The sequence below is a fragment of the Tenacibaculum sp. SZ-18 genome (genome assembly GCF_002813915.1).
Taxonomy (GTDB): domain Bacteria; phylum Bacteroidota; class Bacteroidia; order Flavobacteriales; family Flavobacteriaceae; genus Polaribacter.
This window is the reverse complement of record NZ_CP019335.1, coordinates 763584-783782: the sequence shown is the minus strand read 5'-3', so window position 1 is coordinate 783782 and position 20199 is coordinate 763584. Positions and strand designations below refer to the sequence as shown.

16 protein-coding genes and 5 tRNA genes are annotated in these 20199 nt (G+C 35.0%); all 21 read right to left on the bottom strand.

Features of this window, described 5'->3' with window-relative positions; translation table 11 throughout:
- Positions 1-55: 55 nt before the first annotated feature.
- The gene (rpoC, locus tag BTO06_RS03525) at positions 56-4327 is read right to left on the bottom strand and encodes a DNA-directed RNA polymerase subunit beta' (protein ID WP_100923990.1); all 4272 of its coding nucleotides are present in this window, start codon (positions 4325-4327) and stop codon (positions 56-58) included.
- Positions 4328-4427: 100 nt separating this feature from the next.
- Positions 4428-8237 carry a DNA-directed RNA polymerase subunit beta gene (gene rpoB / locus BTO06_RS03520; protein WP_100923989.1) on the bottom strand — a complete coding sequence of 1270 codons (3810 nt, stop codon included), beginning with the start codon at positions 8235-8237 and terminating at the stop codon, positions 4428-4430.
- A gap of 245 nt (positions 8238-8482) precedes the next feature.
- Positions 8483-8857 carry a 50S ribosomal protein L7/L12 gene (rplL, locus tag BTO06_RS03515; RefSeq protein WP_100923988.1) on the bottom strand — a complete coding sequence of 125 codons (375 nt, stop codon included), beginning with the start codon at positions 8855-8857 and terminating at the stop codon, positions 8483-8485.
- A gap of 46 nt (positions 8858-8903) precedes the next feature.
- Positions 8904-9419: a 50S ribosomal protein L10 gene (rplJ, locus tag BTO06_RS03510; protein WP_100923987.1), complete on the bottom strand. Its 516-nt coding sequence runs from the start codon at positions 9417-9419 to the stop codon at positions 8904-8906.
- Positions 9420-9440: 21 nt separating this feature from the next.
- On the bottom strand, positions 9441-10133 hold the full coding sequence (gene rplA / locus BTO06_RS03505; protein ID WP_100923986.1) for a 50S ribosomal protein L1: 693 nt from the start codon (positions 10131-10133) through the stop codon (positions 9441-9443).
- Positions 10134-10151: 18 nt separating this feature from the next.
- Positions 10152-10589 (bottom strand): 50S ribosomal protein L11, encoded by a 438-nt coding sequence (gene rplK / locus BTO06_RS03500; protein WP_100923985.1) that lies wholly within the window; start codon positions 10587-10589, stop codon positions 10152-10154.
- Positions 10590-10657: 68 nt separating this feature from the next.
- Positions 10658-11206, bottom strand: coding sequence for a transcription termination/antitermination protein NusG (gene nusG, locus BTO06_RS03495; protein WP_100923984.1), 549 nt, complete (start codon positions 11204-11206; stop codon positions 10658-10660).
- 3 nt (positions 11207-11209) lie between these two features.
- Positions 11210-11401, bottom strand: coding sequence for a preprotein translocase subunit SecE (gene secE, locus BTO06_RS03490; RefSeq protein ID WP_100923983.1), 192 nt, complete (start codon positions 11399-11401; stop codon positions 11210-11212).
- A gap of 17 nt (positions 11402-11418) precedes the next feature.
- Positions 11419-11491: transfer RNA gene (locus BTO06_RS03485), tRNA-Trp, on the bottom strand.
- Positions 11492-11552: 61 nt separating this feature from the next.
- Positions 11553-12740, bottom strand: a complete 1188-nt coding sequence (gene tuf, locus BTO06_RS03480) for an elongation factor Tu (RefSeq protein WP_100923982.1) — start codon at positions 12738-12740, stop codon at positions 11553-11555.
- 63 nt (positions 12741-12803) lie between these two features.
- Positions 12804-12876, bottom strand: a tRNA-Thr gene (locus BTO06_RS03475).
- 13 nt (positions 12877-12889) lie between these two features.
- Positions 12890-12962: transfer RNA gene (locus BTO06_RS03470), tRNA-Gly, on the bottom strand.
- Positions 12963-12985: 23 nt separating this feature from the next.
- Positions 12986-13068 (bottom strand) — tRNA-Tyr (locus BTO06_RS03465).
- A 38-nt stretch (positions 13069-13106) separates the two neighbouring features.
- A tRNA-Thr gene (locus tag BTO06_RS03460) sits at positions 13107-13180 on the bottom strand.
- A 94-nt stretch (positions 13181-13274) separates the two neighbouring features.
- Entirely contained in the window at positions 13275-13583 is a 309-nt protein-coding gene (locus BTO06_RS03455; protein WP_100926699.1) for an HPF/RaiA family ribosome-associated protein, read from the bottom strand.
- Between the two features lie 5 nt (positions 13584-13588).
- Complete coding sequence (locus BTO06_RS03450; RefSeq protein ID WP_100923981.1) at positions 13589-14476, bottom strand: tyrosine-type recombinase/integrase; 888 nt, start codon at positions 14474-14476, stop codon at positions 13589-13591.
- A gap of 79 nt (positions 14477-14555) precedes the next feature.
- Positions 14556-14753 (bottom strand): 30S ribosomal protein S21, encoded by a 198-nt coding sequence (gene rpsU / locus BTO06_RS03445; protein ID WP_100923980.1) that lies wholly within the window; start codon positions 14751-14753, stop codon positions 14556-14558.
- A 137-nt stretch (positions 14754-14890) separates the two neighbouring features.
- Positions 14891-16267, bottom strand: coding sequence for an alpha-amylase (locus tag BTO06_RS03440; protein WP_100926698.1), 1377 nt, complete (start codon positions 16265-16267; stop codon positions 14891-14893).
- Between the two features lie 184 nt (positions 16268-16451).
- Positions 16452-17609: an acyl-CoA dehydrogenase family protein gene (locus BTO06_RS03435; protein ID WP_100923979.1), complete on the bottom strand. Its 1158-nt coding sequence runs from the start codon at positions 17607-17609 to the stop codon at positions 16452-16454.
- A gap of 30 nt (positions 17610-17639) precedes the next feature.
- Entirely contained in the window at positions 17640-18515 is an 876-nt protein-coding gene (locus BTO06_RS03430) for a helix-hairpin-helix domain-containing protein (protein WP_100923978.1), read from the bottom strand.
- A gap of 11 nt (positions 18516-18526) precedes the next feature.
- Positions 18527-20131, bottom strand: a complete 1605-nt coding sequence (locus BTO06_RS03425; protein ID WP_100923977.1) for an alanine/glycine:cation symporter family protein — start codon at positions 20129-20131, stop codon at positions 18527-18529.
- Between the last annotated feature and the right edge of the window lie 68 nt (positions 20132-20199).

The window sequence follows — 20199 nt, the reverse complement described above, 5'->3', positions numbered from 1 at the left end:
TTCAATATATTATAAACTAAAAAGACCTCGATTTGAGGTCTTTTTAAATTGAATATTATAAACTTTTTTCTATCTCTTCTTTTGGACCAACGATGATGTTCTCGTAAGTTCTAAGACCAGTTCCAGCTGGTATACGCTTACCTACAATTACATTTTCTTTTAATCCTTCAAGAGTGTCAATCTTACCATTAACGGCTGCCTCGTTTAATACTTTCGTAGTTTCCTGGAAAGAAGCTGCAGAGATAAATGACTTCGTTTGTAAAGATGCTCTAGTAATACCTTGTAATACTTGCTCTGCTGTCGCAGGTTGTGCATCTCTTGCTACTACTAACTCTTTATCTTGTCTACGTAAAATTGAATTTTCATCTCTTAACTGACGAGAAGTAACTAACTGACCTTCTCTTAAGTTTTCAGAATCTCCAGCATTTTCAACTACTTTCATTCCGTAGATCTTGTCGTTTTCTTCGATGAAATCATTCTTATGAGCTAATTGATTTTCTAAGAATAATGTATCTCCTGAGTCAATAATCTTAACCTTACGCATCATTTGACGTACGACCACCTCAAAGTGCTTATCGTTAATTTTCACTCCTTGTAAACGGTAAACTTCTTGAATTTCATTTACTAAATACTCTTGTACAGCAGAAGGCCCTTTAATTCTTAAGATATCAGCAGGAGTTGTAGCTCCGTCTGATAATGGCATACCTGCTTTGATAAAATCATTCTCTTGAACTAGGATCTGGTTCGACAACTTCACTAAGTATTTCTTAACATCTCCAGTTTTTGATTCTACGATAATTTCACGGTTACCACGCTTAATTTTTCCGAAAGAAACAACACCATCAATTTCAGCAACAACCGCAGGGTTAGAAGGATTACGTGCTTCGAATAATTCCGTTACACGAGGTAAACCTCCCGTAATATCCCCAGCCTTTCCAGACTTACGAGGAATCTTAACTAAGGTTTGACCTTCATCTACTTTGTCGCCATTGTCTATCATTAAGTGAGCACCTACTGGTAAACTGTATGAACGTAAGGCGTTACCATCAGCATCTTCAATAATTAAAGATGGAATGATTTTTTTATTCTTAGAATCAGTAATTACTTTTTCTTGGAAACCTGTTTGTTCATCAACTTCAACAGAGTAGTTAATACCTTGTTCTAAATTGTCAAACTTAACTTTTCCTCCAAACTCTGAAACAATCACTCCATTGAATGGATCCCACTGACATACAGCGTCACCTTTCTTAATCGATTTTCTATCTTTTTCAAAAATAATCGATCCGTAAGGAATGTTGTTCGTACTTAAAGTAATTCCAGTTTTCTTATCTAATACTTTGATTTCAGCAGTTCGAGAAATTACAATATCAACTTCTTCTCCGTTAGTATCTTTACCGCGAACAGTTCTTAAATCTTCAATCTTAACATTACCATCAAACTTAGCGATTAACTTATTGTCTTCTGAAATGTTTCCTGCAACCCCTCCAACGTGGAATGTACGTAATGTTAACTGGGTACCAGGCTCTCCAATAGATTGTGCAGCAATTACACCAACAGCTTCACCTCTTTGAACCTTTTTGGCAGTAGATAAACTCTTACCATAACATTGAGCACAAATACCTCGTTTAGACTCACAAGTTAATGGAGAACGAACCTCCACTCTATCAATTCCTGATTCCTGTACTTTAGAAGCTAAAGCGTAAGTAATTAATTCTCCAGCTTTAACTAATACTTCATCAGAAGTTGGGTGATATACATCGTGTAATGAAACTCTACCTTCAATTCTATCTGCTAAAGATTCAACGATTTCATCATTTTTCTTTAATGGAGTAATTTCTAACCCTCTTAACGTACCACAATCCTCTTCATTAACAATAACATCTTGAGATACATCTACTAAACGACGAGTTAGGTAACCAGCATCGGCGGTTTTTAATGCGGTATCAGCTAATCCTTTACGCGCACCGTGCGTAGAAATAAAGTATTCTAAAATTGAAAGACCTTCTTTAAAGTTAGAAAGAATCGGGTTTTCAATAATCTCTCCACCACCAGCTGTAGATTTTTTAGGCTTTGCCATTAATCCACGCATACCAGTTAACTGACGAATCTGTTCTTTCGATCCACGGGCTCCAGAATCTAACATCATAAATACAGAGTTAAATCCTTGTTGATCCTCACGTAAACGCTTCATAGATAATTCTGTTAATCTGTTGTTCGTAGAACCCCAAACATCAATTACCTGATTATAACGTTCTTTTTGAGTTAACATACCCATGTTATAGTTCATAACGATGCCATCAACTTCTTTATTAGCTTCAGCAATCATTGTATGCTTTTCTTCAGGAATAATAATATCTCCTAATGAGAATGACAAACCTCCTTGGAAAGCAAACTTATATCCCATTCCTTTAATAGCATCTAAGAATCTACCAACTGCTGGAATATCCGTAACTTTTAAGATATTACCGATAATTCCTCTTAACGATTTCTTCGTTAATACTTCATTGATATATCCAGCTGCTTCAGGAACAACTTCGTTAAATAATACTCTACCTACTGTTGTTTGAATAATCTTCGTAATTCGTTCTCCATTTTCAACATCTTGAGTACGAACTTTAATTCCAGCATTTAAGTCTACCTTACCTTCATTGAAAGCAATTGTCACTTCTTCAGGTGAGTAGAAAGTTAAACCTTCTCCTTTGATCACTAATTCTGGAGTAGACTTACGCTCTTTTGTCATGTAGTAAAGACCTAATACCATATCCTGAGATGGTACTGTAATTGGCGCACCGTTCGCAGGGTTTAAGATATTATGTGAAGCCAACATTAAAAGTTGTGCTTCTAAAATAGCCTCTGGTCCTAAAGGTAAATGTACCGCCATCTGATCCCCATCGAAATCGGCGTTAAATGCCGTACACACTAATGGGTGAAGACGAATTGCCTTTCCTTCGATTAATTTAGGTTGGAATGCTTGAATTCCTAAACGGTGTAACGTAGGGGCACGGTTTAATAATACTGGGTGACCTTTGATTACATTTTCAAGAATATCCCAAACTACAGGCTCTTTTCTATCTATAATTTTCTTTGCAGATTTAACCGTCTTTACAATACCTCTTTCGATTAACTTACGAATTACGAAAGGCTTATATAATTCAGCTGCCATATCTTTTGGCAATCCACATTCATATAATTTTAATTCTGGTCCAACAACAATTACAGAACGAGCGGAATAATCCACACGCTTACCTAATAAGTTTTGACGGAAACGCCCTTGTTTACCTTTTAAACTATCAGATAAAGACTTTAATGGTCTGTTAGATTCTGTTTTTACAGCTGATGACTTACGTGTGTTATCAAACAATGAATCTACAGATTCTTGTAACATACGTTTTTCATTACGCAAAATTACTTCAGGAGCTTTAATCTCCATTAATCTCTTTAAACGATTGTTACGAATAATTACACGTCGATATAAATCATTTAAATCAGAAGTAGCGAAGCGCCCTCCATCCAATGGAACTAATGGACGTAATTCTGGTGGAATGACAGGAACTACCTTCATAATCATCCACTCTGGGTTATTTTCTCTATTTTTTTGAGACTCTCTAAATGCTTCTACTACGTTTAATCTTTTTAACGCTTCATTCTTACGTTGCTTCGACGTTTCAGTATTTGCTTTGTGCCTTAATTGATAAGATAACTCATCTAAATCGATACGCGCTAATAAGTCTATTAAACACTCAGCTCCCATTTTAGCAATAAACTTATTCGGGTCTGAATCTTCTAGATATTGATTATCCTGTGGTAAAGAATCAGCTATATCTAAGTACTCTTCCTCGGTTAAGAAATCGAGTTTTTGTAATGGTTCACCTTCAGCATTTTTTGCGATACCTGGTTGGATCACAACGTAACGCTCATAATAGATGATCATATCTAACTTTTTTGATGGTAATCCTAATAAATATCCCATCTTGTTAGGTAATGATCTGAAATACCAAATATGCGCAACTGGTACTACTAGATTAATATGACCAACTCTATCTCTACGAACTTTTTTCTCCGTTACTTCAACACCACATCGATCACAAACAATCCCTTTATATCGAATTCTTTTGTATTTACCACATGCACACTCATAATCTTTAACAGGACCAAAAATTCTTTCACAGAATAGTCCATCTCTCTCTGGTTTGTGCGTACGGTAGTTAATTGTTTCTGGTTTTAAAACCTCTCCTCTAGATGCTTCTAAAATAGACTCTGGAGAAGCTAAACCAATTGAAATTTTGTTAAACTTCTTAACAGTGTATTTTTCGTTTTTTCTTGCCATAATATTTGCAAAATGCTTTAAGCAATGTAGCTTAACTTATAAAATTATATAAACACTGAAATCAAGATTGACAAAAAATTATCAATCTTGATTATCTTTTTTACTCTTCTAACTTAACGTCCAATCCTAAACCTTTCAGTTCATGCATTAATACATTAAATGATTCTGGTAATCCAGGTTCTGGCATTGATTCACCTTTTACAATGCTTTCGTAGGCCTTCGCTCTACCTAATACATCATCTGATTTTATCGTTAAGATTTCACGTAAAATACTAGACGCACCATAGGCTTCAAGTGCCCATACTTCCATTTCTCCAAAACGCTGACCACCAAACTGTGCTTTACCTCCTAATGGTTGCTGTGTAATCAATGAATAAGGTCCAATAGAACGAGCATGCATCTTATCTTCAATCATGTGTCCTAACTTAATCATATAAATAACACCTACGGTTGCTGGTTGATCAAAACGCTCACCGGTTCCTCCATCATATAAGTATGTATGACCGAACCTTGGGATACTTGCCTCATCCGTTAATTTATTAATCTCATCTAAAGACGCTCCATCAAAAATTGGTGTAGCATACTTCTGATTTAATTTTTGTCCTGCCCATCCAAGAACAGTTTCATAAATCTGACCGATGTTCATACGCGATGGTACCCCTAGTGGATTTAACACGATATCAACTGGAGTTCCATCTTCTAAGAATGGCATATCTTCTTGACGAACAATTCTTGCAACAATACCCTTGTTACCGTGACGTCCTGCCATTTTATCTCCTACTTTAAGCTTGCGCTTTTTAGCAATATAAATCTTAGCTAACTTTAAAATACCTGCTGGTAATTCATCCCCTACAGAAATAGTGAACTTCTCACGACGTAAAACACCTTGTAAGTCGTTAACTTTAATTTTGTAGTTGTGAATTAACTCTCCAACTAGTTTATTCAAGTCTTTATCGGTAGTCCAAGTTCCACTTAAATGGGTAAAGTCATCAACTGAATTTAACATTTTCTGAGTGAACTTCTTCCCTTTTGGTAAAACTTCTTCTCCCAAATCATTATGGATTCCTTGAGAGGTCTTTCCTGTTACTAATCCGAATAACTTGTCTATTAGATGATCTTTTAAATCCTCAAACTTAGATACAAACGATGCTTCTAAAGTAGCCACAGCTTCTTTATCTCTTGCTCTTTTATTTTTGTCTTTAACCGCTCTTCTAAATAATTTTTTGTTAATTACAACACCTTTTAATGAAGGTGACGCTTTTAAAGACGCATCTTTTACATCTCCAGCTTTGTCTCCAAAGATTGCTCTTAATAATTTTTCTTCTGGAGTTGGATCAGATTCACCTTTTGGTGTGATCTTACCAATTAAAATATCTCCAGGTTTAACTTCAGCTCCAATACGAATCATTCCATTTTCATCTAAGTCTTTAGTAGCCTCTTCTGAAACGTTTGGAATATCATTTGTTAATTCTTCAGCTCCTAATTTAGTATCACGAACATCTAAAGAATACTCATCAATATGTATAGAAGTAAATATATCTTCACGTACAACTTTTTCAGAAATTACAATTGCATCCTCAAAGTTATATCCTTTCCAAGGCATGAAGGCCACTTTCATATTTCTACCTAAAGCTAACTCCCCTTGTTGTGTTGCATATCCTTCACAAAGAACCTGACCTTCTTCAACTCTATCTCCTTTTCTAACAATAGGCTTTAAGTTGATATTAGTTCCTTGATTTGTTTTTCTAAACTTAATTAAGTTGTAAGATTTATCATCCGGATCGAAACTAACTAAACGCTCTTCTTCAGTTCTATCATACTTGATGGTAATCATATTGGCATCAACATACTCTACAACTCCGTCTCCTTCAGCGTTTATTAAAATACGTGAATCTTTAGCTACTCTGCGCTCCAATCCAGTTCCTACAATTGGCGATTCAGGTCTTAATAATGGCACTGCCTGACGCATCATATTCGATCCCATTAATGCACGGTTGGCATCATCATGTTCTAAAAACGGGATTAGTGATGCAGAAATTGAAGCGATCTGATTAGGTGCAACATCCATGTAATTAACTACATTTGGCGTTACAACAGGGAAATCTCCTTCTTCTCTAGCAATGACCTTTTCTCTATCGATTGTTCCATCTGTTTTTACCTCGATATTTGATTGAGCAAATTTCATTCCTTCTTCCTCCTCTGCACTCAAATAAACAGGTTCCTCAGATAAAACTTGACCTTCTTCAACCTTTTTGTACGGAGTTTCGATGAATCCCATATTATTTACTTTAGCATAAACTGCTAAAGAAGAAATCAGTCCAATGTTTGGTCCCTCTGGGGTTTCGATTGGACATAAACGACCGTAATGTGTATAATGAACATCACGCACCTCAAATCCTGCTCTTTCTCTTGATAAACCACCTGGACCTAATGCTGATAAACGACGTTTATGTGTAATCTCCGCTAATGGATTCGTCTGATCCATAAACTGAGATAACTGGTTGGTTCCAAAGAATGAATTAATCACCGAAGATAACGTCTTTGCGTTAATCAAGTCGATTGGAGTGAACACCTCATTGTCACGAACATTCATACGTTCTCGAATTGTACGGGCCATACGTGCTAAACCTACACCAAACTGGCCAGCTAGCTGTTCTCCAACAGTTCGTACACGACGGTTGGATAAGTGATCAATATCATCCACTTCCGCCTTTGAGTTAATCAACTCGATTAGGTATTTAACAATAGTAATGATATCATTCTTCGTCAATACTTTCTGATCTATATCTTCATTTAACTGAAGTTTAGTATTCATTCTAAAACGACCAACTTCACCTAAATTATAACGTTGTTCTGAAAAGAATAATTTATCAATAATACCTCTTGCAGTCTCTTCATCTGGCGGTTCAGCATTACGTAATTGACGATAAATATGTTCAACAGCCTCTTTTTCTGAGTTTGTAGGATCTTTTTGTAATGTATTGTGGATGATAGCATAATCACCCATTTGGTGATCTTCTTTGTGAAGTAAAATTGTTTTAGCACCGCTTTCTATAATCTCATCAACATGTTCCTTTTCTAAAATTGTATCGCGATCAAAAATAATTTCGTTACGCTCGATAGATACAACTTCACCAGTATCTTCATCTACGAAATCTTCATGCCATGTCTTTAATACTCTCGCAGCTAATTTTCTACCTAATACTTTTTTTAACCCAGCCTTAGAAACCTTAATCTCTTCAGCTAAATCAAAAATCTCAAGTATATCCTTATCTCTTTCAAATCCTATCGCACGGAATAAAGTAGTTACAGGTAACTTCTTCTTTCTGTCAATGTAAGCATACATTACTTGATTAATATCTGTTGCAAATTCAATCCATGAACCCTTGAACGGAATCACTCTCGCAGAATATAATTTAGTTCCATTTGCATGGAAAGACTGCCCAAAAAACACTCCTGGTGAACGGTGTAATTGTGATACGACAACTCGCTCTGCACCATTAATAATAAATGTTCCTGAGCCAGACATATAAGGAATCGTACCTAAATACACATCTTGAACAATGGTTTCAAAATCTTCATGTTCAGGGTCTGTACAGTATAACTTAAGTCTTGCTTTTAATGGAACACTGTATGTTAATCCTCTTTCAATACATTCTTGAATGCTATATCTAGGTGGATCAACAAAATAATCTAAAAATTCTAGTACGAATTGGTTTCTAGTATCAGTAATTGGAAAATTATCCATGAAGGTCTTATACAAACCCTCTTCACCTCGCTCCTCAGCTTTTGTTTGTAATTGGAAAAAATCTTGGAAAGACTTAATTTGGATATCCAGAAAATCCGGATAATCTGATCCAATACGTGATGAAGCGAAATTGATTCTTTCAGTAGTGTTTATCGTTGCCAAAAGAGTATCTATTTTTAATTAAAAATATTTTATTAAAAAACTTTTATAGTTTTCCTTGCAATTTTACCCACTCTAAATTGAAAATTTAAATTTTTAATAATCAATTTAAAGAAGTTTAAAAAAACACAAAAACAATTGTGAATTTATAAGAACAAATATATACACAAAATGGTTTAGGACTAAAGCAAAACGCTCTAGCACCTAAACCTTTATTTTGTTATCCCACTTTCTTGTGGGGAGTTATATTACTTTAACTCTACTTCAGCTCCTGCTTCTTCTAAAGATTTTTTAAGACCCTCAGCCTCATCTTTAGAAACACCTTCTTTAATTGGTGCTGGAGCGCTATCTACGATTCCTTTAGCTTCTTTTAATCCTAAACCAGTTAATTCCTTAACTAATTTCACAACTGCTAATTTAGAACCTCCTGCTGCTTTTAAGATAACGTCAAATTCTGTCTTCTCTTCTACTGCATCTCCTCCACCAGTAGCAGGTCCAGCTACTGCTACTGCTGCTGCCGCAGGCTCAATACCATACTCATCTTTTAAAATATCAGCTAATTCATTAACCTCTTTTACTGTTAAGTTAACTAATTGTTCTGCGAATTCTTTTAAATCTGCCATTTTAAATTGTTTTAAATTTTTTATTATAGTTTATTAGTGCGCTTAATTATTTCTCTGATAACGTCTTTAAGATACCAGATAATTTACCTCCACCTGATTGTAATGCAGAAACAACACTCTTCGCTGGTGATTGTAATAATCCGATGATATCTCCAATAAGCTCTTCTCTTGATTTGATGTTAACAAGAGCATCTAATTGGTCATCTCCAACGTAAACTGACTCTTCAACATAAGCTCCTTTTAATAAAGGTTTATCAGATTTCTTTCTAAATTCTTTAATTACTTTTGCAGGAGCATTACCAGCTTCAGCAATCATTAAAGAAGTGTTTCCTTTTAATACTCCAGGTAATTCTCCGAAGTCTTTATCAGAAGCTTCCATTGCCTTCTCTAACAATGTATTCTTCACAACAGCCAATTTTACGTTAGCTTTAAAACAAGCCCTACGTAGGTTCGTTGTAGTTAACGCATCTAAACCAGAAATATCTGCTAAATAGATTGTACTTGTATCTGCTAATTGTGCTGTTAAATCTTGTATTACTTGTGATTTTTCTTCTCTAGTCATGATTGATACATTTTAACTGCCTTATGATACAGATTTTACATCTACAGGAACACTAGGACTCATAGTTGAAGAGATAAAGATACTCTTTATGTATGTTCCTTTTGCTGCTGTTGGCTTTAATTTAATAAGTGTTTGAACTAATTCGTTTGCATTGTCAGCAATCTTATCAGCATCAAAAGACGCCTTACCGATAGCAGCGTGAACGATTCCTGTTTTGTCGACCTTGAAATCAATCTTACCTGCTTTAACTTCTTTTACCGCTTTTGCAACATCCATAGTTACTGTACCTGTTTTAGGGTTTGGCATTAAACCTCTTGGTCCTAAAACACGACCTAAAGGACCTAATTTACCCATAACACTAGGCATTGTTATAATAACGTCAACATCAGTCCAACCTCCTTTTATTTTTTGAAGATATTCATCTAATCCAACATAATCCGCACCTGCTGCCTGAGCTTCTGCTTCTTTATCTGGAGTAACTAATGCTAAAACTTTAACATCTTTACCAGTTCCGTGAGGTAATGTTACAACACCACGAACCATCTGATTAGCTTTACGAGGATCTACTCCTAAACGCACAGCCAAATCAACAGACGCATCAAATTTAACGTTTGTAATTTCTTTAATTAATGCTGATGCCTCTTTTAAGTCATAAACTTTAGAGCTGTCAATCTTAGCCTGAGCTTCTTTTTGCTTTCTTGTTAATCTTGCCATTATAAATCTCTTTTAAGTTTATGCAGGTGCATCACCTGTTACTGTTAATCCCATAGAACGAGCAGTACCAGCGATCATTCTCATTGCAGATTCTACTTCGAAGGCATTCATATCAACCATCTTGTCTTCTGCAATAGATCTAACTTGATCCCAAGTAACACTTGCTACTTTCTTTCTATTAGGCTCTCCTGAACCTTTCTTAATCTTGGCCGCTTCTAATAATTGCACTGCAGCTGGAGGTGTTTTAACAACAAATTCAAATGATTTATCAGTATATACTGTAATCACAACTGGTAAAACCTTACCTTGTTTGTCCTGCGTACGAGCATTAAACTGTTTACAGAACTCCATGATGTTAACTCCGGCAGCACCTAAAGCGGGTCCAACTGGTGGCGACGGATTCGCAGCACCTCCCCTAACTTGTAGTTTAACTAATTTACTTACTTCTTTTGCCATTGTTTAAGATTTAATAGTGTGTTTACTTTTTGGAAGCGTCAAACACACATAAAATATATATGTAACAGTTATATTTTCTCTACTTGCATGTAACTTAATTCTAATGGAGTTTTTCTACCGAAAATCTTAACCATTACTTCAAGCTTACGTTTCTCTTCATTTACCTTCTCTACGATACCATCAAAACCATTAAATGGTCCATCAACAACCTTTACAGTTTCTCCAACCGTGTAAGGAATTGCAACTGTTTCCTCATTTACTGAAAGCTCATCCACCTTACCTAACATACGGTTAACTTCTGATTTTCTCATTGGTACAGGATCTCCTCCCTTAGTCTCACCTAAAAAACCAATTACACCAGTAACCGCTTTTATTACGTGAGGAACTTCACCAGCCAAATTAGCCTCAACCATAATGTATCCAGGAAAATAAACACGTTCTCTGTTTATCTTTTTACCATTTCTTATCTGAACAACCTTTTCCGTAGGAACAATTACTTGATTAACATAATCCGAAAGACCATGTCGAGCGATTTCTGTCTCGATGTAAGTTTTAACCTTATTCTCTTGACCACCAATAGCCCTCACTACATACCATTTCATCACCGTCTCAGCCATGTTTTAGAATAAATTGAAGAAGTTATCTAAACCTGTTTGAAAAACCTTATCTATTACAGCTACTGCTAACGCGAAGATAATAGTAAAAACTGCTACAACCACTGTGGACTTCTGAGCCTCTTCACGAGATATCCAAGTCATATTAGTATTTAACTCCTCGAAAGAGTCTTTGATGTATTGTACAAAGTTATTCATTGTTTCTAGAAAATTTGCACGGGTTGAGAGGCTCGAACTCCCGACACCTGGTTTTGGAGACCAGTGCTCTACCAACTGAGCTAAACCCGTTTATTGAAAGGTATCCCTACTAACCGAGGGATACCTCTAATTTTATTTATAAACTATATAATTAGTCTAAAATTTCAGTTACCTGACCAGCTCCAACTGTTCTACCCCCTTCACGGATAGCGAACTGTAAACCGATATTTAATGCGATTGGCTGAATTAAATCAACTGTAATAGTTAAGTTATCACCAGGCATTACCATTTCAACACCATCAGGTAGGTTAATGTTACCCGTTACGTCAGTTGTACGTACGTAGAACTGTGGACGGTAGTTATTATGGAAAGGAGTGTGACGACCACCTTCTTCTTTCTTTAAGATATACACCTCAGCTTTGAACTTAGCGTGTGGAGTTACTGATCCAGGCTTAGTAATTACCATACCTCTCTTGATATCAGTTTTATCAATACCTCTTAATAAGATACCAGCGTTATCTCCAGCCTCACCTCTATCTAAGATTTGACGGAACATCTCGATTCCAGTTACTGTAGAAGTTAACTTCTCAGAACCCATACCGATAATCTCAACAGGATCTCCAGAATTGATGATACCAGTTTCGATACGACCTGTAGCAACAGTACCACGACCAGTAATAGAGAACACATCCTCAATTGGCATTAAGAAATCTTTTTCAGTATCTCTTGGTGGCTCCTCAATCCAAGTATCTACAGCCTCCATTAAAGACAATACTGTATCTACCCATTTTTGCTCTCCATTTAAAGCTCCTAAAGCAGAACCCATGATTACAGGACTGTTATCTCCATCATACTCGTAGAAAGATAATAAATCTCTCACTTCCATCTCTACTAACTCTAATAACTCCTCATCATCAACCATATCCACTTTATTCATGAATACAACGATTCTTGGTATACCTACCTGACGACCTAATAAGATGTGTTCACGAGTTTGTGGCATTGGACCATCAGTTGCAGCTACTACTAAAATAGCACCATCCATTTGAGCAGCACCAGTTACCATGTTCTTTACATAATCGGCGTGACCTGGACAGTCAACGTGTGCATAGTGACGGTTAGCAGTTGCATATTCTACGTGAGAAGAGTTAATTGTAATACCTCTTTCTTTCTCTTCTGGAGCGTTATCGATTTGATCGAAAGCTCTCTGCTCAGAATAACCTGCGTCAGCTAATACTTTTGTAATAGCAGCAGTTAATGTAGTTTTACCGTGATCTACGTGACCGATTGTACCTACGTTTAAGTGCGGTTTCGAACGATCGTAAGTTCCTTTTGCCATGATTATTAATTTTAATTCTTAGTTAAATATATTTAGTGTTATTTACAAACTCTTTAAAAAAAGAGCCAATGACGGGATTTGAACCCGTGACCTCATCCCTACCAAGGATGCGCTCTACCAACTGAGCTACACCGGCGTGGATAATTTAGAGCGGGAGACCGGGTTCGAACCGGCGACATTCAGCTTGGAAGGCTGACGCTCTACCAACTGAGCTACTCCCGCAATAATTAAATCTTTAAAATTTGTGGGGAGAGCAGGATTCGAACCTGCGAAGTCGAAAGACAACGGAGTTACAGTCCGTCCCATTTGGCCGCTCTGGAATCTCCCCTGGAAACTTTAATATTTTAATGAACTTCTTTTATTTTGAGCCGATAGAGGGACTCGAACCCACGACCTGCTGATTACAAATCAGCTGCTCTAGCCAGCTGAGCTATATCGGCTTTTGCCATAAAAAAACAATCCGTTATTTCTAACGGACTGCAAATGTAAAAAGTTATTTCGAATATGTAAAACTTTTTTAGGTTTTTTTTTGTTTTATAAAACTATAACATCTCTTTGCTTCTCTTTAGACTTTCGTAACTGTCTTTTTAAAGAATCAACCCCAAGACTTACCCCTTCCTCAAATGTTTTTGTCGTCTTTTTAACAATTAATTCGTTTCCAGGAATATTTATTTTTACTTCTGTTATTTTATTTTCTTTTTCACTTGTTTTTTGAACCTTCATAAAAACTTCAGCATCTACGATCTTGTCGTGAAACTTATCTAAGTTCCCGACTTTTTTTTCAATAAACTTTACTAAATCAATGTCAGCTTTGAAATTTACAGATTGTGTGAATACCTTCATAATTTTCAATCTTTTTTTTGGCTCCTAGGATGAGCCCTATTAAACACTTGTTTTAATTGTTCCAAGTTATTGTGAGTATAAACTTGGGTTGAGGCTAAACTTGAATGTCCTAGCAATTCTTTAACCGAATTTAAATCAGCTCCTTTGTTGAGTAATTCTGTAGCAAAAGTATGTCTTAGTATGTGGGGACTACATTTTACTTTTGAGGAGACCTTACTAAAGTAAGAATTTATTACCCGATAAACAAGTGTTTCATATATTTTATTCCCTTTGGATGTTACCAATAAAAATTCATTATTAAGATTCAGTTTATTTCGAAAAGACACATACTTTTCTACAACTCGAATCGTATCAGACAATAAAGGTACTATCCTTTCTTTATTTCTTTTACCTAATACTTTAACGCTTTCTGAACTAAGATTTACATCTTTTACTCTCAAATTTGTGAGCTCACTGCGTCTAATTCCAGTGGAGAATAGGAAATCGATTATTACTTTATCTCGGAGAGCTTCAAAACTTCCTTCTTCTAAATTCATAAGAACCTCTTTAACTTCTTTCATACTAAAAGGGGTTTGTGGTTCTATTTTAACCTTTAAAGATTTATGTTTTGACAAAGGGTTCATCGAAATTACTTCGATTTCTTGCAAAAATTTGTAATAACTTTTTAAAGAACTAACTTTTCTATTAACTGTTCTATTAGAAACATTAGACTCCACAAGTTTTACAATCCAACTTCTTATAATATTGTATTCGAGTTTATCAATTGAATCAATTTGGTATACACTAGAGCAAAAACTCGCCAATGCCTCTAAATCTGTTCTGTAAGCTTTTACAGTATTCAAAGAATAGTTTCTTTCATGTATTAAATATTCAAAAAAAGATTCAATATGCATAGGGTATAAATATATTAAAAAAAACAGCCCATACATGGAGTATGAGCTGTCTATATTCATTTTTGGAATTTTCGAGGACCTATCCTACCTCCTCTTCCGTCCTTAATCTTTGCACATAAGAAGCTTTAATCTTTTGAGCTCTTTTTGCTACAGATGGCTTAGTAAATTGCTTACGAGCACGCAACTTCCTCATGGTCTTAGTACGATCGAATTTACGCTTATAACGTTTTAAAGCTCTATCGATATTCTCACCTTCTTTTACCGGAATAATTAACATGTATTAGCACCTCCTTCCATTGTATCTTCTATATTTGCTTATCTACAAATCGCTAAACAACTGTAAATAAAATTTTTATTTTTTTTATTGGGCTGCAAATATACACATTAATATCTATTTTCCTACTAGTTGAAATTTTATTTAGGAGCCCACACAGAATAGCTCTTTGGTGGAACCTGAATCTTAACCCATTTACCACCTTGTGTAACCGGCTCCCAATTTGAATGACCAGTATAATCTTTAATTCTTGTATTAGACCAATTAGTTTCTATCCAACGTTCTTGCCAATTATTTGAGCTATTAATATACACAACTAATCCAGCATTATTATGACCATTTCTTTTAGCCACATACTCGTCATTATCCGTGTATAAGATATTAGTTGAACCTCCTGCTAGGTTATTATGAATCCATATCAAATTATTCAAACGTTCTTTATTTAACCATTCTTCGTAATCTCTGTAGAAAATAGTAGGATATCCTTCATGAGTTAAAATATAAGCATAAGCTAACAGCTTATTGTTAATAATTTCATCTGTATCATGGTTAGCAACGAATGTAACTGCTTTTGAAGGATTTCTTTTCCATAGCATATCATCATTCAATCTATTTAAATTATTTCCCATAAAAGCATCACGCATTCTGTAATAACATGTAAAATCAAAAGCTGAAGCCTGGGCTTCACCGGTCCACCAATCTAATGTTCCAACATTACCATCCCAATACTCTCCAACTGAAAATCCTCCAACTGAATTATTCCATTCTCTAACAACCCAAGGTGCGAATCCTTTTACATAATCAAATCTCCATCCATCAAATCCCATTACATTTTTATAATATTTAGCAACAGATTCTTCTCGTTTCCATAACCAATCTTGCACATAAGGTTGGCAATGACTTAAATCTGGAAATCCACCGAACACACCCGAATCATTATTACATGTTCCATTTGGATGGAAATCTGAGTTACTTCTGTAAAACTTTCCTGAAAGAGGATTAAAATCCGTATAATAAGGTATTCCTGTATATGGATTTGGTTCTAGATCGCCACCACTGTTATGATTAATAACAATATCGGCAATAACACTTAATCGTGCGTTATGAGCTTCACTAATCAAACTTTCTAGTTCGGTTTTAGAGCCGAATCTTGTTTCCGTACTTCCCATTTGATTATACTGTCCGAAATCATAATAATCAAAAGGATCATATCCCATGGAGAAAGCCCCATTTTGTGCTTTTGACACTGGTGGTAACCAAATCGCATCAATTCCAGCGTTACTCCAATCTTGTACTTTTCCTTCTAAAACTTGCCACCAAGTTCCTCCTGCAGGAACATCCCAATAAAACGCCTGCATCATAACACCAGTCCCAATTTGTTTTAAACTACTTCTTGAAGCTACATTTTCATTAACATCTATTTTCCCGATTTCTTCATTAGTTTGAATTACGGTTTCATCCGAACAAGAATAATGAACAAATAGGATAATTATTAATAATTTGTGAAAGGTTTTCATCTTAAATTTATTTTTGTTTTCAGTGAAGTTATACATTGTAAACTGAACGACGAAATCGGTGTAGAAACGAAATCGATTTCGTGTTAATAAATTGATTCTTTACCAATAAAAAACATCAAATTTTATCAAAAAAAAAATGAGAACCGTAAAGGATTCTCATTTTCTAAATTATTTAATATCAAATTTATGTTGCTGGTTTATATTCTTTTTTATCAATTACCATTTTTGCGATAATCTCTTTTAATATCTCAGAAGTTCCACCTCCAATAGGTCCTAATCGACTATCTCTAAACATTCTTGCCAATGGATAATCTTCCATATAACCATAACCACCTAACAACTGTAAAGCATCATAAATAACTTCGTCTGCTATTTTAGTAGAAAGTAATTTACTCATACTTGCTTCTTTAACCACATAAATTCCGTCATTTAATCTTTTAGTGATAGAATAGTTATACTCCTTACACATATCAACTTTCGAAGCCATTTCAGCTACTTTATGACGTAAAGCCTGGAAATTATTAATCTTTCTACCGAAAGCCTCACGCTCATCCATATATTGAATTGCATATTCTACAGCATATTCAGCCCTTGCGTGAGCATTAACACCCATTATTAAACGTTCTAAAGCAAAATGCTGCATAATATATGGAAAACCTTTTCCTTCTTCACCCATAAGGTTTTCCTTTGGAATAATCACATTGTCAAAAGCAATCTCTCCAGTATCAGAAGCTCTCCATCCCAATTTGTTTAATTTCGTAGAAGAAACACCTGGGGTATCTCTATCAACTAAGAAAATACTCATTCCTTTATGCTTATCATCTGGATTTGTTTTAGCTGCTACAATCAAATAATCAGAGTAAACTCCATTTGTAATAAATGTCTTTGAACCATTTAATACGTATGTATTTCCATCCTCTATTGCTGTTGTTCTCATCCCAGCAACATCACTTCCTCCGAAAGGCTCTGAAATACATAAACAACCTATCATCTTTCCTTCGATACTTGGCGTTAAATATTCTCTTTTTATTCTTTCGTCACCTTCTTTGTTTAAATGAGTCATTGCTAAATAAGCATGCGCCCACATTGCGGCAGCAAAACCACCTGAATTAATTCTTTGCAATTCTTCAAGAAATATAACGGTATAAAATAAATCAAGGTTTAAACCACCATATTCTTCAGGTTGATTTAAACCAAAATATCCCATTTCTCCGAATTTCTCCCAGATAAAACGATCAATTGTTCCGGTTTCTTCCCATTTCTCGATGTGCGGAACTACCTCCTTCTGTAAAAAGTCTCTAAAGCTTTTACGAAAAAAATCATGCTCTTCAGTAAAGTACATACTGTATAAAATTTAATTTTGGTTGTTTGTTTATTCTGCCTTCAAATATAAGACTATTCTGTGGTATTTATTTTGAGGAAAATCTCGAATATTTCTTAATTCTGAAATATCTTGAAGCTCGGCAACCTCATCTCTGTAGTCAAAAATTTTCTTACACAAATCATAATCTACATATGGTGTTCCCAGTACCTGCTTGAAGTTAGCAGTGTTTACATTCACCTTTTCGATCACGGGTTGTTCCTTAATTACAAAAACATTTAAGATTCTTTTAACAACTTTATCCTCTAATCCCCAAATTTCATTTAACTGATCATCAAAAGAGAAACCTTGTAATTTAGAACGATACTTAATAATTCTTTCGGACAACTTCTCTCCTACACCATGGATGGTTTTAAAATCATTTTGAGTGGCAAGGTTTATATCACTTGTAGAAATACTAATTTCTTCTTTCAGTTTACTAGAATAAGTTTTTTGCTTTTTAGATTTATTATTCACCCAAGAAGGGAATTTAAAATAAGGAGAAATCTTTTTAAGAAGCGAATCGGATACTTTTGTAATAGTTTGAAACTCTTTGGACGAGTTAACATACTTGTTTTGCCTCCTAAATTCTTTTAGTCTGTCAATCTCTTCTACAGTCATCCCTAATTGATAACCTTTAAAATCTGTTATAAAATTAGGATTGAATGGAAATATTTTTGGTTTTCTTTTATCTAAATCAATTTTTCTTAAACTATCTATTTCTTTCTCAAAAGCCAAGATTTCTGTAGTGTTAACAATCTCTTTTTTAGGAGATGAAAAATCAACAAAAATATAAATTAGTTGCAATACAATAATCAGTACAACTAAAAACAAAACCCCATTTCTTTGGCTTTTGGTATACCAGAAATGGGATTTAAAATTATTCATATTGAAAAATATTATAAGCTTTTAATAGCTTCTAAATACCTCTTTAATTGCTTTTTCACAACTGGCATTAAAAAGTATAATCCTACCATATTAGGGAACACCATTGCAAAAATCATTGCATCAGAGAAAGCCCAAATAGAGCCCATACTAGCAGCAGCTCCGATTACGACGAAAGTCAAGAACAATAATTTATAAGTTAAATCCGCTTTCTTTCCTCTACCAAATAAAAATTTCCAAGATTGTAATCCATAGTAAGACCAAGAAATCATTGTTGATACTGCAAATAACACAACTGCAATCGTTAAGAATATATTAGAATAAGGAATATACTGAGCAAACGCCTGTGAAGTGATTCCCGCTCCTTCGTAACGAAGACCATCAATTAAAACGCCTCCCGTTCCATCTCCTCCGTATTCAAAAACTCCACCAGTATTAAAAATAATAATCACTAAAGCAGTCATCGTACAAATAACCACTGTATCAATAAATGGCTCTAATAATGCTACCAATCCTTCAGAAGCCGAATATTTTGTCTTAACAGCTGAATGAGCAATCGAAGCCGAACCAGCTCCAGCTTCATTTGAGAAAGCAGCTCTTTTAAATCCGACCAATAATACACCTATAATTCCTCCAACACCAATTGCTTTTGGATTAAATGCCTCACTGAAAATTAAACCAAAGGCATCATCAACTAAAGAAACATTGCTTAAAATAATATATAAACACGCAATGATATATAATACTGCCATAAAAGGAACAACCTTTTCTGTTACAGTAGCAATACGCTTTATTCCCCCAATTATAATAATACCAACTAGAATCGCTAAAATAAGGCCTATAATCGCTCCGGCTCCGGTACTTTCTAACCCTAATAATTCTTTCAGAACAATTGTCGCCTGATTAGACTGAGCAGCATTTCCTCCTCCGAAAGAACCACCAATACAAAAAACTGCAAATAACACAGCTGTTATTCTACCTAATATTGTAAAACCCTTATCCTTTAATCCTTTTGATAAGTAATACATTGGACCTCCATAAACTGTTCCTTCCTCATCCACATCTCTATATTGAACACCTAAAGTACACTCCACGAATTTTGTAGACATTCCTAATAAACCACAGATAATCATCCAGAAAGTAGCACCCGGACCTCCTAATGCAATAGCTAAAGCTACTCCTGCAATATTACCATTACCGACGGTACCTGAAACTGCGGTGGCTAAAGCCTGAAAATGTGTAACTTCTCCTTCTTGACTTTCATTTTTAATTGTTTCGATAGAATCGCCACCTGGAGTAGAATCACCATAAGCTGTTTCAACAACACCCTTATCAACCTCGTCATATTTTCCCCTCACAACATTGACAGCTGTTAAAAAATGACGAATATTTGGAAATCCAAAATAAATTGTAAAAAATACAGCACTGAAAACTAATAATACAAGTACAAATGGAATTTTAACAGTACCATTGTCATATACTAAAAAGAAAATCATATCGCTGAAAAATTCAGAAAATGGTTTAAATGCTTCATCTATCTTTTGATCTAAACCTTTCTCTTGAGCGAAGGTTAACATCGGTACTATAGCACATAGTAACGTTAAAAGTTTTTTGTTCATAATAGTGTAAATAATAGTTTTTTTGAATTAGTGGTGCGCAATATCTTAAAAAACTGATCTTTTGGCAA

Bases quoted from the DNA above. Each gene is read 5' to 3' on its own strand.
- nusG (WP_100923984.1), bottom strand. From the start codon at position 11,206: ATGGCTGAGACGGTGATGAAATGGTATGTAGTGAGGGCTATTGGTGGT.
- BTO06_RS03440 (WP_100926698.1), bottom strand. From the start codon at position 16,267: ATGAAAACCTTTCACAAATTATTAATAATTATCCTATTTGTTCATTAT.
- tuf (WP_100923982.1), bottom strand. From the start codon at position 12,740: ATGGCAAAAGGAACTTACGATCGTTCGAAACCGCACTTAAACGTAGGT.
- rplL (WP_100923988.1), bottom strand. From the start codon at position 8,857: ATGGCAGATTTAAAAGAATTCGCAGAACAATTAGTTAACTTAACAGTA.
- BTO06_RS03430 (WP_100923978.1), bottom strand. From the start codon at position 18,515: ATGAATAATTTTAAATCCCATTTCTGGTATACCAAAAGCCAAAGAAAT.
- rpsU (WP_100923980.1), bottom strand. From the start codon at position 14,753: ATGTTAATTATTCCGGTAAAAGAAGGTGAGAATATCGATAGAGCTTTA.
- secE (WP_100923983.1), bottom strand. From the start codon at position 11,401: ATGAATAACTTTGTACAATACATCAAAGACTCTTTCGAGGAGTTAAAT.
- rplA (WP_100923986.1), bottom strand. From the start codon at position 10,133: ATGGCAAGATTAACAAGAAAGCAAAAAGAAGCTCAGGCTAAGATTGAC.
- BTO06_RS03435 (WP_100923979.1), bottom strand. From the start codon at position 17,609: ATGTACTTTACTGAAGAGCATGATTTTTTTCGTAAAAGCTTTAGAGAC.
- BTO06_RS03450 (WP_100923981.1), bottom strand. From the start codon at position 14,476: ATGCATATTGAATCTTTTTTTGAATATTTAATACATGAAAGAAACTAT.
- rplK (WP_100923985.1), bottom strand. From the start codon at position 10,589: ATGGCAAAAGAAGTAAGTAAATTAGTTAAACTACAAGTTAGGGGAGGT.
- rpoC (WP_100923990.1), bottom strand. From the start codon at position 4,327: ATGGCAAGAAAAAACGAAAAATACACTGTTAAGAAGTTTAACAAAATT.
- rplJ (WP_100923987.1), bottom strand. From the start codon at position 9,419: ATGACTAGAGAAGAAAAATCACAAGTAATACAAGATTTAACAGCACAA.
- BTO06_RS03455 (WP_100926699.1), bottom strand. From the start codon at position 13,583: ATGAAGGTATTCACACAATCTGTAAATTTCAAAGCTGACATTGATTTA.
- BTO06_RS03425 (WP_100923977.1), bottom strand. From the start codon at position 20,131: ATGAACAAAAAACTTTTAACGTTACTATGTGCTATAGTACCGATGTTA.